The 14190-nt window shown below is 61.0% G+C and carries 11 protein-coding genes and 1 pseudogene; 1 reads left to right on the top strand and 11 read right to left on the bottom strand.

The genetic code is table 11. The annotated features are described in order from the left end of the window. Position 1: 1 nt before the first annotated feature. The gene (locus tag N7U68_RS13155; protein ID WP_263047088.1) at positions 2 to 1141 is read right to left on the bottom strand and encodes an amidohydrolase family protein; all 1140 of its coding nucleotides are present in this window, start codon (positions 1139 to 1141) and stop codon (positions 2 to 4) included. 283 nt (positions 1142 to 1424) lie between these two features. Between N7U68_RS13155 and N7U68_RS21065 the strand changes: the two are divergent. Then, positions 1425 to 2201: pseudogene (locus N7U68_RS21065) on the top strand (LysR family transcriptional regulator); the annotation flags it as partial. A gap of 150 nt (positions 2202 to 2351) precedes the next feature. On the opposite strand, the gene N7U68_RS13145 reads toward N7U68_RS21065, so the two are convergent. Genes N7U68_RS13145 through N7U68_RS13100 form a run of 10 tightly spaced genes read right to left on the bottom strand, consistent with a single transcriptional unit; the run spans position 2352 to position 14182 of the window. Further along, positions 2352 to 4544: an alpha-ketoacid dehydrogenase subunit alpha/beta gene (locus N7U68_RS13145; protein WP_263047086.1), complete on the bottom strand. Its 2193-nt coding sequence runs from the start codon at positions 4542 to 4544 to the stop codon at positions 2352 to 2354. Between the two features lie 28 nt (positions 4545 to 4572). Next, positions 4573 to 5319: an SDR family NAD(P)-dependent oxidoreductase gene (locus N7U68_RS13140; protein WP_263047085.1), complete on the bottom strand. Its 747-nt coding sequence runs from the start codon at positions 5317 to 5319 to the stop codon at positions 4573 to 4575. A 15-nt stretch (positions 5320 to 5334) separates the two neighbouring features. Then, entirely contained in the window at positions 5335 to 6129 is a 795-nt protein-coding gene (locus N7U68_RS13135) for an SDR family NAD(P)-dependent oxidoreductase (RefSeq protein WP_263047084.1), read from the bottom strand. Positions 6130 to 6142: 13 nt separating this feature from the next. Next, complete coding sequence (locus tag N7U68_RS13130) at positions 6143 to 7741, bottom strand: GMC family oxidoreductase (RefSeq protein WP_263047083.1); 1599 nt, start codon at positions 7739 to 7741, stop codon at positions 6143 to 6145. After that, the gene (locus N7U68_RS13125; RefSeq protein WP_263047082.1) at positions 7734 to 9143 is read right to left on the bottom strand and encodes an FAD-binding oxidoreductase; all 1410 of its coding nucleotides are present in this window, start codon (positions 9141 to 9143) and stop codon (positions 7734 to 7736) included. Before N7U68_RS13125 ends, N7U68_RS13130 begins: the two co-directional genes overlap by 8 nt. After that, complete coding sequence (locus tag N7U68_RS13120) at positions 9143 to 9949, bottom strand: shikimate dehydrogenase family protein (RefSeq protein ID WP_263047081.1); 807 nt, start codon at positions 9947 to 9949, stop codon at positions 9143 to 9145. Before N7U68_RS13120 ends, N7U68_RS13125 begins: the two co-directional genes overlap by 1 nt. A gap of 37 nt (positions 9950 to 9986) precedes the next feature. Then, positions 9987 to 10796 (bottom strand): 3-oxoacyl-ACP reductase FabG, encoded by an 810-nt coding sequence (fabG, locus tag N7U68_RS13115; protein ID WP_263047080.1) that lies wholly within the window; start codon positions 10794 to 10796, stop codon positions 9987 to 9989. A gap of 2 nt (positions 10797 to 10798) precedes the next feature. Next, positions 10799 to 11503, bottom strand: a complete 705-nt coding sequence (locus N7U68_RS13110) for an ABC transporter ATP-binding protein (protein ID WP_165194795.1) — start codon at positions 11501 to 11503, stop codon at positions 10799 to 10801. Beyond that, the gene (locus N7U68_RS13105; RefSeq protein ID WP_263047079.1) at positions 11496 to 13301 is read right to left on the bottom strand and encodes a branched-chain amino acid ABC transporter ATP-binding protein/permease; all 1806 of its coding nucleotides are present in this window, start codon (positions 13299 to 13301) and stop codon (positions 11496 to 11498) included. Before N7U68_RS13105 ends, N7U68_RS13110 begins: the two co-directional genes overlap by 8 nt. Beyond that, positions 13298 to 14182, bottom strand: coding sequence for a branched-chain amino acid ABC transporter permease (locus N7U68_RS13100; RefSeq protein ID WP_165194799.1), 885 nt, complete (start codon positions 14180 to 14182; stop codon positions 13298 to 13300). Before N7U68_RS13100 ends, N7U68_RS13105 begins: the two co-directional genes overlap by 4 nt. Positions 14183 to 14190: the final 8 nt, after the last annotated feature.

Below are 14190 nucleotides of genomic sequence, written 5' to 3'. Positions count from 1 at the left end.
CTCAGCCTCCGACGACATGTTGGGCCGTGCCCATCTCATCGCGGATCGTCGCATCGAACATTCCGGTGCGCACCATTGCTCCGGATCGGAAATGAGGCTGACCACGGGCAATGACCGTGTCAATTTCCAGATCTTCATTCAGGATAAGCAAATCCGCGTCGCCACCGACTGCAATGCGTCCCTTGCGCGACAGCCCGGCAATTGCGGCGGGGTTGCTTGTCACAGGTGCGAGCGCATCTTCAATGCTCACACCTTCGTCGCGCACCCAGCGCTTCCATACGCGGTGCAGCGAGCGCACCGGCATGTAGTTGGCAACCACGGGGCTTTTTTCACCGGCCTCTTCCTTGGGCGGTGCGCCGTTCCCGTCCGAACTCATCGTGATCCGGTTGGCCGGCACTCCGCCTTCGCGCAGGATGCCGTATGCCTTGGACGGCAGCGTAGAGCGGGAAAAATTGTTTTCGGGTGAATAGTTCGCGCCAATATCGACATACCCGTTACGGTTGCCCCAGTTGATCGCATCGCTCATGTATTCATCGGTCTGGTTGACGTGCGACGGCAGGAACTGGGTGATCGGAATCCCAGTTTTGTCCAGCACCTCGAAAATGGGCTTTAGGACCTCCGAGAGATAGGGTGGCACCTGTAGGCAAAGGTAGCCCGACTTGCCCGCAAGACGCCCAGCCAACAACCCTTCGACGGCCGCCTTGGCGATATACTGTGCGCCCTCGCCAAAGCTGTCATAGCCATATCCAAGCTCTGAGATTGAGATTTCGCCAACGCCGATGATCTCGTCGACAAAGGCGATGTCCGTACGGATGCGCCCGGTCAGTGTGGGAATGGGGTGCTCAAGCGTAGCGCCGGTGATGCAATAGGCACTGATACCATCCTGCACAAATGCCTTGGTTTTAGCGACCAAAGAAGCCATGTCTTTGGTTGTCGCATCAAAGCCGAGCATTCCGATGACGGACGTGATACCCCCCCGAACAAGTTGGCTGGTCTGAAGCTCGGGCGCGCGGCTGGCAAAGCCGAGGCCGCCGCCGCCGCCCAGAACGTGAACATGGTTGTCCACGAAACCGGGGCAGACGATCTCGGCCTTCGGCATCAATCTCGGAGACGTCGGCACCGCTAAAATCCAGCGTGCCACATTCGGCGATCTTCGCGACGCGATCCGAACATACAAGAATGTCCTTTTCCCCAAGGCTGTCCGGCGCATAGACGTCGGCATTACGGATAATGGTTATCATTTGGAACCCTCAGTTCGAAAAGCATCAGACAAGTCGCATGCGCACCTTGGGCATACTGTTTTCTGCAGTAATCGCGACGCTTGCCATGCGCGTGCGGCGCGATCCCCAGAACATGGGCCTTGATTAACATCGGCCCAAAGCATAAGCAAATTGGACTATTAACTGACTTAGTAAGATTTTCTAATGAATATACGTCAGATTCGCGCCTTCCTCCTGATCGCCAAGCACAAGAGCTTCACGCTCGCGTCCGACGAACTTGGCGTGACACAGCCCGCGGTCAGCCTGATGATCCGGCAGTTTGAAGAAGAGATCGGAGTCAAAGTCTTTTCACGATCCACCCGGACGATCTATCTCACGCCGGTGGGCGAGGCGCTGGAGGCTGACCTCAAGGTGATCATGGCTGATTTCGACAGAGTGTTCGCGTCATTGGGCGAAACAGTCCGGGTCAGAAAGGGCAACGTGAGCATCGCGTCGCTGTCGACGATCGCAATCCGCTTGCTGCCAAACGTCATCACGACATGTAGGAAACGACATCCCGGAGTAAACATCTCTGTTCGGGACGGAACAAGCAGCACAGTGTTTAAGCGGGTGCTGACCGGTGCCGCCGACTTTGGGATCAGCACGAACGACGAGCCGACTCGCGAGATCATTTTCACCCCTCTTTTCGAGGAACGTTTTGCTGTGATCTGCAATCGCCAGCATCGCTTTGCCAGCTATGAATCGGTCACATGGGAGGAACTCTGCGAGGCGGATATTATCGGCATGACTGAAGAGACCGGAATTGGCCGTCTGATCGAGAATATCAGTGCAAGCCGCACAACACCCCTGAACTACGCTTTTCGGGTTTTTCAGCTCTCAACAGTCCTTGGACAGGTCGAGGAAAATCTGGGGGTAGCGTTGCTACCGGAAACAGCCGGTCCCGCGCCGAATCATCATGCCCTAGCCAAGGTGCCGCTTGCCGAGATCGACATTCGCAGAACCATCGGCGTATTGCGCCGCCGTGATCGCCCCCCTCCGCAGCCGCGAGCGCCGTTCTGGATGCTGTCTCCGAACTTGCAGAGCGTAACGCCCAAGATTAAACAACCGTTCACCAGCGGCGGTTGTTTCGGATCAATCATCAAGCGGCAACGGTCGACCCTGATCGGCCATGACGCGACGCAATCCTTCTTCGATTTCGCGCACGCCGGCACTGGCAGCCGCCTCCAGCACCTTCGAGATGCTCGGCGATGCCTCGGCCCCGGTGACGCGGGCGATGGGCTGATCCAGCCAGTCGAACACACGACGCTGCAACTCGTCCGCCAGCCACCCGCCATAGGAGGTGCCCTGCGCCCCCTGTTCGACGATCAATACGTTATTCGTCTTGCGAATGGACGTCTCGATCATGTCCCAATCCAGACCGGCGCGATCAAGGCTGCGCAGATCGATGATCTCGGCATCGATGCCCAGATCGTCAACCACAGCGCGGGTTTTTTCAACCATCGCCAGATAGGTCAGAACCGTCAGCTTTTCACCCCGCCGCACCATTCGCGCTTTGCCGAACGGAATGAAATAATCCATGTCATCGACCGGCGCAGTGCCTTTGGATTGATAAAGTTCGACATGTTCCAACACCAGAACCGGGTCACGGCAGAGCAACGCAGAGTTCATCAGGCCGACATAATCAAACGGCGTCGATGGCGCGACGATGCGCCAGCCGGGCGCGGTGGCGAAAATGCCCGCCGGGTCCATTGAATGCTGCGAGCCATAGCCGGTTCCGATCGCGACTTTGGTACGCAAGACCAGCGGCATATCGGCATCGCCGCCGAACATATGGCGGAACTTGCCAATCTGGTTGAATACCTGATCAGCGGCAACCCACATGAAATCGGGATACATGAATTCGATCACCGGGCGCACGCGCCCGTCCGCCGCCATTCCCGCCGCAAGGCCGGTAAAGGCGTTTTCGCTGATCGGCGTCCCCAGAACGCGATCCGGAAAAGCGTCCGACAAGCCACGCGTCGCGCCGTTCGTGCCTCCTTTGAGGCGGTGAACGTCCTCACCCAACACGACGATGCGTTTGTCCCTGTCCATGCGGCGGTGCATGACGTTCGCAACAGTGTCGACAAAGCGCGCCTCGCCCAGAGCGCCATCGAACACCGCCTCTTCGGTTGTGCGCGCGCCGTCAAACTCTGACAGATCACCTCGCAGGCCGGCGTCGCGGAAGTCCTCCTTGGGCCAGAGCGCCGGAATGATGCGGCGTGCGCCCTCCGCCATTTCGGTCAGCTCGCTTGCCACCTCTTCCATCAGCGCGACCGAGCGTTCACGTAAAGAGGCGATATCGCCCTCACCCAAAATCTGCCGTTCCATCAGGTTGCGGGCCATCGCATCTAACGGATCGCGCGCGCGCCATTCAGCCTCTTCGGCCTTGTCGCGGTACCCAAAGGCGCTACCCGGCAGCGGGCCGTTCTGATGGAAAAACCGATAGACATCCGCTTCAATCACGATCGGGCCGTCACCCGCGCGCATGATCTCGTTCGCGGCCAGTGATGCGTGAAAGACGGCGACCGGATCCATCCCGTCGACCTTGAACGCCGGTATTCCAAAGGCCAGCCCGCGCGACGACAGCCGCGGCTCGGCTGTGGATTCCTCCACCGTGGTGGACACGGCATAGCCGTTGTTCTCGATGAAAAAACAGATCGGCAGTTTCCACGCGGCGGCGATGTTCATCGTTTCGAGGACCGAGCCGATATTGGCCGCCCCATCGCCGAAATAGCTATAAACGACACGGTCCGTCCCGGCATTGCGATGCGCCCATGCCGCGCCTGCGGCCATAGGCACGCCGCCGCCCACAATCGCGTTGGTGCCAAGGTTGCCGGCCTCTTCCCAGCGCAAGTGCATCGACCCGCCGCGCCCGCGACAAAACCCTTGGGCGAGGCCCATGATCTCGGCCATCGTGCGCTTGGACAGATCGCGGATATCACCGGAAAAATCATCAGTCGCAGAAATCCCGTCCGGCGCAACATGGCGCAGGGATTTCGCCAGAAACTGGTGATGCGCGCGATGTGATCCGTTTACCTGATCACCGTCCTTGAGTGCCATAGCGGAACCTACAGCACCGCCTTCCTGACCCACGGCAGAATGCGCGGGACCATGCACCAGAAGCTGGCCGGCCAGATCCAGCACCTTTTCCTCGAACGCGCGGATCAGGTGCAACTGCGCAAGTATGGTGCTACCGGTTTCAGGGTCGATCGCATTGCGGTCGTTGTCGGTGACGGTGACGTTGCGCCAGAACGACTTGGGCGTCAGATCGTGAAATTCGGGCATGGGTTCAGTCCTTTGATCTTTCGGCGGCTTAAGCGACCATGTAGAGGCCGCCGTTGACCTGTATCGTTTCGCCGGTAACAAACCCGGCGGCGTCCGAACACAGGAACGCGGCGACGCTGGCCACCTCTTCGGGCTGGCCAAGGCGGCGCAAAGGCGTTGATTTTAGCGTTTCATCGGCTCGCACCTTCATGAAATCACCAATCATCGGCGTCTCGATAATGCCCGGTGCAATGGCGTTGCTACGGGTTTTCGGAGCCAGCTCACGCGCGAGGCTGCGACTGAACGCGCCAATCGCGCCCTTTGTGGCGGCGTAGTGCGCGTTGGTCTGCGCACCGCGATGCGCCGCGAGCGATGTAAGATGTACGATGGCCGACCTGTCGCGCAGATGCGGCACGGCGCGGCGACAGATATAGAACACCCCGTCGAGGTTGATCGAAAGGGTACGACGCCATTGATCATCGCTCATCTCTGCAAAAGGCTCTGACGGATAGATACCGGCACCGGGAATCAGAAAATCAATACCACCGAACCGTTTCGCAGCCATATCGACCAGCGCGTCCGCGGTGGCCGGATCTGCCGCGTCGCCCGCCCTAGTGGCGATACGCTTTGTTTCACCAAAGCTATCAGCAAAGGCCGATAGCGCATCTGCATCGTGATCGCTCAGCACCAGATTGGCACCCGAAAGATGAAACAGCTGCGCGATGGTGCGCCCGATGCCACCCGTTGCACCGGTCAGAACCAGTGTCTGGTCCTTAAAGTCGAAACTTGCGTTCATGGATTGCTCCTGATCTTAGAATGTGCGCACGAGGAACCCGCCATCGGACAGGTGCGCGTGGCCTGTGACGAATACGGCAGCATCGGACGCCAGATAGACCGCCATTTCGGCGACCTCCTCGGGGGTGCCCATCCGGCCTTGTGGCGTGCGTGTTTCGATGCGCGCCAGATCAAGCGTTCCTTTGCCGATCAACTCGTCGGTCAGGGCGGTACGGATATAGCCGGGACAGATGGCGTTGACGCGGATGCCGTGCTCGGCCCATTCATCCGCCAATACTTCAGTCAGGGAAATAACACCCGCCTTTGACGCGCAATAGGCCGCACGCCCCGGCGACGACGCAAGACCCCACATAGACGCTGTGTTCAGGATCACGCCATCCTTTTGCGCAATCATGCGCCGTGCGGCGGCCTGTGCGCAAATGAATGTACCGGTCAGGTTGACGTCTACGGCACGGCGCCATTCGTTCAGCGTCAATTCCGTGCTGGGCCTGTTCATCGAAATACCGGCATTGGTCAGCAGAATGTCTACCCGGCCAAAGGCCTCCTCACACGCGGCACAGGCCGCCTCGACAGCGGCCTCATCGGTGACAGAGCCAGCGTAGGTTTCGATCCGAACATGCGGAAAGTCACGACGCAGTGTTTTGGCAGCCGTTGCCAGCGCGTCGGCGTCCATGTCCATCAGCAGCAGATCCGCGCCATGACGCGCGAAGGCGTTGGCCATAGCATAGCCGATGCCTTTGGCACCGCCAGTGTTCAGAACGGCGCGACCCTCTAGGCCGGGATAGGTGGCGGGGGCAAAACTGCGTGTCATGGTCGAGTCCTTTTTACCGTGCGTCCTGCAAGATCAGATCCGCGCCCTTTTCCGCGATCATGAAAACAGCGGCCTGCGTGTTGCCCGATACGATCGTTGGCATGATCGACGCGTCGACCACGCGCAGCCCGTCTATTCCGCGCACCTTCAGCGCGGGATCGACAACAGCGCCATCGTCCGTGCCCATCCGGCAGGTGCCGCTGGCGTGGTATATCGTTTGTCCGTTCTGGCGGGCGAATTGCAGCCAGTCGTCGTCGCTCTGGCAGTCCGCGCCGGGGCTGAGTTCGGCCCCGCGAAATCGGTTCATCGGCGCTTGCGCAACGACCTCGCGCGTCATCTTCATGCCCTCGACCATTGCCCGGCGATCCTCTGCGGCGCTTAGAAAGTTGGGGCGTATTGTCGGCGCTGTCGCCACGTCCGGTTTGGAGATATGGATCGTGCCGCGGGACTCGGGGCGCAGCTGCGTAACCCCGATTGTCATGCCGGGCAGCTTGTCTAACTTGCGCTCCGCAGCGTTGGCGTAACTGGCGTGCATAAAGAACAACTGGACGTCAGGTCCCGCGATATCCGGGCGCGTGCGCATGAATCCATGCACGAGGCCAGTGCCATAGGTCAGGATGCCTTTGTGGGTCAGCGCATATTGCAGGACTGATTTCACCAGCGACAGACCGCGCGTCAGTTCGTTCAGCGTGACAGGTTGCGTCACCCGCCAATTCATGCGGGTGCAGTAATGGTCGATATAGTTTGCGCCGACACCGACGGCCTCATGTGCCACTTCTATACCCGCCGCGCGAAGCACACCGCCGTCGCCTATACCCGAAAGCTCGAGTAATTGTGGCGAGTGGAATGCGCCAGCGGCCAGTATCACTTCGGCCCTCGCGTGCAGTTGGCGGGTCTGGCCATGCTGTCGCAGTTCGATCCCAGCGGCACGGCGGCCCTCCAGAAGGATACGCGACACCTGCGCGCCAGTGATGATCGCCAGATTGCCGCGTTTGCGCACCGGATCCAGATAGGCAGCAGCGGCACTGACGCGGCGGCCACTGTGTTGGTTAACCTGATAGTAGCCAAAGCCGTCCTGAGACTCTCCGTTGTAGTCGTCATTCTCCGGGTGTCCAGCCGCCTTGGCCGCGTCAATAAATGCCTGCCCGATCTCGGGGCGCTCTTTCACGGTGGTCAGCGGCAGTGGGCCGCCACGCGCGCGCAAAGGGCCATCCGCCGCGTCGTAATCCTCGATTTTCTTGAAATAGGGGAGCACATCGTCAAATGACCAGCCCCGACAACCGCGCTGCGCCCAGCCGTCAAAATCCTGGGGCTGTCCGCGCACATAGATCATCCCGTTGATCAGGGTCGACCCGCCCAGCCCTCTGCCTTTCGGGATGGCGATTTGGCGATTCATCGTATTTTTCTCTGGCTCACTGACAAGACGCCAGTTGTGGCGCGGATTGGTAAGCAATTTGGAAAATCCCGCCGGAACATCGACCCAATGGCTCTGCCCTTCCTCTCCCGCCTCGATCAGCGCGACGGTATGTTTGCCGGAAACGGTCAAACGGTTGGCCAGAACGCAGCCCGCATTGCCACCACCGACGATGATGTAATCATAGGTGTCAGTCATGCGCTTCCCTCATTATCGGCACCACTTTGCCCGGGTTCATCACGCCATGGACATCCAGCGTGTCCTTCAACTGTCGCGACAGCGCCCGCTCGACCGGGTCGGTCAGCCGCGCCCACTCGGAAACGCGGTATTGGCCCAGCCCGTGTTCCGCCGAAATCGAGCCTGAATGGCGAGTGATCACATCATGCACCCCGGCGTTGACACGCCCTGCGTCGCCCTCGGTCACGTTCATCACATTGTAATGCAGATTGCCGTCACCAAGATGGCCAAAGACGTTCAGCCGCGCCTGTGGCGCGATATCGGCCAGCATGTCACCCGCGTCCCGAAGAAACCCATCAATCGCTGTGATCGGCACGGAAATGTCATGTTTGATCGCGCCACCCGCCTTGGCTTCGGCCTCCGTCAGGCTTTCGCGCAGGGCCCATAACGCATCGGCCTGCGCTTCGGACTCGGCCAGCACGCCATCTGTGGCCCAGCCCTCGTTGAATGCGGTTTCCAGCAGAGTCTCGCACGCTTCGCGCAAACCGGACAGCGACGACCCCGCCTCGATCAGCAGGCACCAGTCCGCGCCCTGGATCGGCGCGCTTCGCCCCATGTGTTCAGCCACCAGATCAAGGCCCGCGCCCGATATCAGCTCAAATGCCGACAGCGCTTCGCCCATTTCAGTCTGCGCGCGCTCATAAAGACGTATGGCGGCCGAGATGTTCGGCACAGCGATCATCGCGGTGGCGCGGTGACGCACTTGCGGAACCAGACGCAGCACCGCAGCGGTCACGATGCCAAGGCTGCCTTCGCTGCCGATGAAAAGCTGTTTCAAATCGTAACCCGCGTTGTCCTTGCGCAGGTGGCGCAGGTGCCTGAGGATCTGTCCGTCCGGCAAAACCACTTCCAGCCCCAGTACCAATGCGCGGGTCATTCCATAGCGCAAGACATCGACGCCGCCCGCGTTGGTGGCGATCAGCCCGCCGATCTGCGCAGACCCTTCAGCGGCGAGGCTGATCGGCAAAAGGCGGTTTTTGTCGGCAACGGCGTCTTTGACCGTTTGCAGGATGGCGCCCGCTTCGACTTCGACCGTCATACCGATGGGGTCAATCCGCCGGATGGCGTTCATCCGGTCCAGTGAAATGATCACCTGCGTTCCACTGTCATCTGGCGTCGCTCCACCGGCAAGACCGGTATTGCCACCTTGCGGCACAATACCTTCGCCCAAGGTAGCGCATGCTGCAACGGCCTGTGCCACCTCGCCGGTCGTGGCGGGACACACCACGCACAGAGGGCGGCCATGAAACATATCACGCCAATCAGTCCCATAAGCGGCCATTTCCGCTGTATCGCTCAACACTCCGGCGTCGCCGACAATGCCGCGCAATCTGTGCAGCAGGATTTCGCCCCGATCCTGCATCAGGCGGCGCCCATATGCTCGGCCATCAGCCGCGCCTGACTTTTGAGCATCGGCAGTCCGGGATGGGTGCGCGCGCCCGCCCGTGTGGCAGCAGCCAGCAGCGGCGTGATAGCCGGCTCCATGATCGCCTCCGCGACGATCTGGCCATTGTGCAAAAATGCCCCGTCCAACGGGAGCGGATCGTCTTCTCGCATCCCCAAAGACGTTGCGTTCACGACCAATTCCGCGGCGGCGACAGCACTGCCATCGGTAGACAGCGTAACATCGGGATATGCAGCGGCAACGCGATCAGCCAGATCGCGCGCGCGCGCCTCGGTCCGGTTGGCTATGGTCATCGCGGCGACACCTGCGTCCGCCAGAGCAAACGCAATAGCACTAGCCGCACCGCCTGCGCCGGCAAGAATGACCTTCATCCCGCGCGGCTCAATACCGCCCGCGCGCAGCCCTTCAACAAAGCCGATTCCATCGAGGATCGCCCCCGTCAGCGTGCCGTCGGCGTTGCGCCGGATGCAGTTGACTGCGCCGACCATGCGGGCCTGGTCTGTCAGATCATCACAAAGATCAGGAATGACGGTCTTGTGCGGCACGGTCACGATCAGCCCGGCGAGGCTCTGGACATGGCGCAGTCCCTTGACCACCTCTGCTAGATTTTCGGCACCCACATGCAGCGGCACCAGAATACCGTCATGCTCGATCTCGGCAAAAAGGCGGTTCATCACCTGTGGCGTTTTCACATGATGGATCGGATCGGCGAGGATCCCGTAGACACGGGAGCGCCCGGTAATTTCGTGGATATTGTAGCTCATGTTTCTACTTTCTTTATTCTAACGCGGCGCGCGCGCTTCACGTCATGTACAGACCACCCGCCACATCAATTGTCTGACCGGTGACGAAGCTGGCCTCGCTGGATGTCAGCCAAAGGGCGGTATCGGCGACCTCTGCCGGCTCACCAAGACGGGCCATCGGTGTCAGGCGGATCTGTTCGGCGTTGGCCGCCTCGCCTGCCCCCGCGACCATCGGTGTTTCAATCCGGCCGGGGGCAAGCGCGTTGACGCGTATCCCATGCGGCCCCAGCTCTGCCGCGAGATGAGTGGTGAAACCGATGATGGCGGACTTGGTCGCCGCATAATGACAGGCGACGATTGGCGAATGGGTCTTGCCCGCGACCGACGACATGTTGACGATCCAGCCCCGTCCAGCCTCGCGCATGGTCGGCGTCAGCGCGCGGATCGTGTTGAAACTGCCGGTCAGGTTCACGTCGACCACGCGTCGCCATTCCACAGGGTCCATTTCCCAGACGCCATGCGGTTTGCCGCCATGCTTGGGGGAGATGCCCGCATTGTTGATCACCGTATCGAAGGGCGCGCCCATGTCCCGAGCCGTCTTGCTCATCGTCGTTTCGACCGCATCCCAATCGGCCACGTCGAGCACCAGCGGGACCGCGCGACCAAAGCCTGCCCTAGCGATGAGCGCCTCGGTTTCGGCAATCGCATCTGCGTTCATGTCGGCGACGCCGACAACCGCGCCGCGCCGCGCAAATCCCTGCGCGATGGCGCGACCGATGCCGTTACCGGCACCGGTGACCAGCACGTGACGCCCCGCATGGCTGGGGCGCGTGTCGATGTCTGGCGGAGTGATTTCATCACGGGTCATCATTAAATTCCCAGGTATGCTTTTCTGACGTGTGGGTTTTGCAGGAGAGCGTCGGCGTTGTCGGTGAGGACGATTTCTCCGTTTTCCAGGACGTATCCGCGGTCTGCGGCCTTTAGGGTGTGGAAGACGTTTTGCTCGACGATGAGCACGGTCGCGCCGGTTTTCACGATGCTATCGATCACGTCGAAGACCTGGCTTACGATGATCGGAGCGAGGCCCAGGGACGGCTCGTCGAACATCAGCAGGCGTGGTTTGGCCATCAGGCCGCGCGCGATGGCGACCATCTGCTGTTCGCCCCCCGAGAGCGAGTTGGCCTTTTGCTCCAGCCGTTCGCGAACGCGCGGGAACAGGTCCAGAACCTCGTCCATCAGCTGTGACTGGCTGGCGCGCGCGCCCTTGCGATAGGCGCCCATCTTGAGGTTTTCACCAACCGTCATGTCCGGGAACAACTGGCGTCCCTCGGGGATCATGGTGATCCCGAGTTCGACCACCTCGTGCGAACTGAGCCGGGTGATGTCCTGTCCGTCGAACCGGATCGTGCCTGCCGTCGGCTTGATCAGCCCCGAGATTGTGCGCAGCGTCGTCGTCTTGCCCGCGCCATTGGCGCCGACGATGGTGACGACCTCGCCCTCGGTCACGTTCAGTGACACGTCATGCAGGATGGTCGTCGCGCCGTAGCCCGCGTTGATGCCTGTCAGTTCAAGCATGGGTGAACTCCTTGCCAAGATATGCCTCGATCACCTGTGGATCCTCGACCACCGCCTGCGGCTTGCCCTCGGCGATCACCTTGCCCGAGCTCAGCACGATCACATGATCCGACAGCGACATCACCGCCTGCATCACATGCTCGATCGCGATAATCGACACACCCGTGTCGCGGATCGACAGCATCAGATCGATCGCCCGGCGCACGTCCGCCTGATTGATGCCTGCCATCACCTCGTCCAGCAGCAGAACACGCGGTTCCATCGCCATCACACGCGCCACCTCAAGCCGCTTCAGCCCGCCGATGGTCAGCGATGACGCCTCGGCATCCAGAAAGGGCGCCAGCCCCATCTTCTCGGCCGTGCGGCGCGCCGCCGCGCGCGCGTCGTTCACATGCGGATAGCGATGGAACGCGCCGACCATGATGTTTTCCTCGACCGTCATCGCCGCAAAGGGCTGCACGATCTGGAAGGTCCGCCCCACGCCCAGCGTGGCAAAGTCCGCCGGATTGGTCGGGCTGTGCCAGGTGCCGTCCGGACCGCGCACTTCGACCGTGCCGCTGTCGGCATCCATGAAGCCCGAGATCATGTTGAACAGCGTCGTCTTGCCCGCACCGTTCGGCCCGATCAGGCCCAGGATTTCACCCTCGCGCAGGGTAAAGGACACATCGTTGGTTACATGCAGGCCGCCAAAATGCTTGTTGAGGTTGCGAACCCGCACGATCTCTTCGCCCGGCTCGGGCGGGGTAAACGCACGCGCCTGTGCAGGCTCGGCCACCGCCGCCGCCTGCCCGCCAGCGTCCCGGCGCGCGACGAAGAACCGCCCGACAAGCCCCATCAGGCCGTTCGGAATGAAGATCACCACCAGCACCAGCACCACACCATAGACAAAACCGTGCAGCCCGATCGCCTCGGCCCCCAGCGCGCCGCGCGCAAATTCGGTGATCGGCACCAGCAGGACCGCCCCCAGCAGCGGCCCGAACACCGTGCCGATGCCGCCGATCAGCGCAAACATCGCGATCTGGATCGAAAACGCCAGCGAGAAGGCCGATTCAGGCTCTATAAAGGTCAGATACATCCCGTGGAACGTGCCCATCATCGCCGTCAGCGCCGCCGAGATGGCAACCGCGATCAGACGTACCTTGACCGTCGAGACCCCTGCCCCGCGCGCCGCGCTCTCGCGCTCGCGCGTCGCCACAAGCTGGAAGCCCAGCCGATGCGAGCGGATCCACCAGGCAACCGCCAGGATAAAGCACATCATTCCGAACGCGATGATCAGCGCTGGCAGGCGTTCTCGGAACACCATCCATTCCCAGCCGATGTTCAGCGGGATCATCATCCCCGTCGCCCCACCGGTAAAGTCGCGGAAGTGCAGCGCCAGAACCCGGAACACCTCCAGCAGCGCAATCGTCGACAACGCAAAGAAAGGCCCGTGCAGGCGGAAGCAAGGATAGCTGATGACCACCGCCACCGCAGCGGCGATCCCCGCCCCCGCAAACATGCCCAGCCACGGAGAGATGCCCATATTCGTCAGCATCACGCCCACATAGGCGCCGATCCCGTAAAAAATCGCGTGACCCAGCGAGAGTTGCCCGGCAAAACCGCCGACAATGTTCCAGGCCGTCGACAGACCCGCAAAGATGCAGATCGTGATGAAGATGTGATAGACGAACTGGTCGTCCACCACGACCGGCGTGATGAAGATCGCCGCCAGCAGCGCCAGCAACGCCAGCCCCGCCAATCGGGTGTGACCGGCGGTCCGGGACGCAGTGTCAGGTGAGATGTTCGTGCTGTCGCTCATGATACATGCGACAAGGTCTGCCGCCCTCCGAACAGGCCCTGCGGACGCAGGATCAAAATGAGAAGAAAGACTCCGAACACCGCGACTTCGCGCATGTCGGACCCGATGTAAAAACCCGAAAGACTATCGATCAGACCGATGATCATCGCCCCCAGAAACGCCCCCCCGATCGAACCGAGACCCCCCAGAACCACAACCACAAAGGCCGTCAGCACAAAGTAGGTGCCGATCCCCGGCGACGTCGGATAAAGCGGGGCGACCAGTGTCGCCGCAACCCCGACACAGGCCGCGCCGAGCCCGAAGGTGATCATGTAGACCCGGCTGACATTGATCCCCATCAACTGCGCGGCGGCCCGGTTCTGGGCCACTGCGCGAATGCCACGCCCGGCCTGCGTGTGCTGCAAAAAGAAGTGCAGACCGATCACCAGAACCACCGCAACGATGAACATCACGACCTGTCCCGTCAGCAGCCGGATCGACCCGATCTCGATCGAGTTGCGCAGCCCGTAGGACGGCGTCGAGGCGATATCGGCGCCAAACAGCAGCAACGCCAGATTGATCAGCGCCGTCGACAATCCGACCGTGGCAAAAATCTGAATGTCGTGATTACGCGCCGACATCAAAGGCTCGATCAGGAATTTCTGCGTCATCATCCCCAGCACAAACAGCAGCGGCGTCACCGCGACCACCGCCGCATAAGGGTGCACCCCCAGCTGCGTTGTGACCAGAAACGCAGCGTACATCCCGATCATCAAAAACTCGCCATGCGCAAAGTTCACAACTTTGACGATGCCAAAGATCAGCGTCAGCCCCACGCTGGTGATGGCAAAAAGCCCCCCCAGCATCAGACCGTTCACCACAACTTGAAGAAATACGTCCATCCCCGCGT

This window comes from Roseovarius pelagicus, assembly GCF_025639885.1.
GTDB lineage: Bacteria > Pseudomonadota > Alphaproteobacteria > Rhodobacterales > Rhodobacteraceae > Roseovarius > Roseovarius pelagicus.
This window is presented reverse-complemented; position numbering and strand designations above follow the sequence as displayed.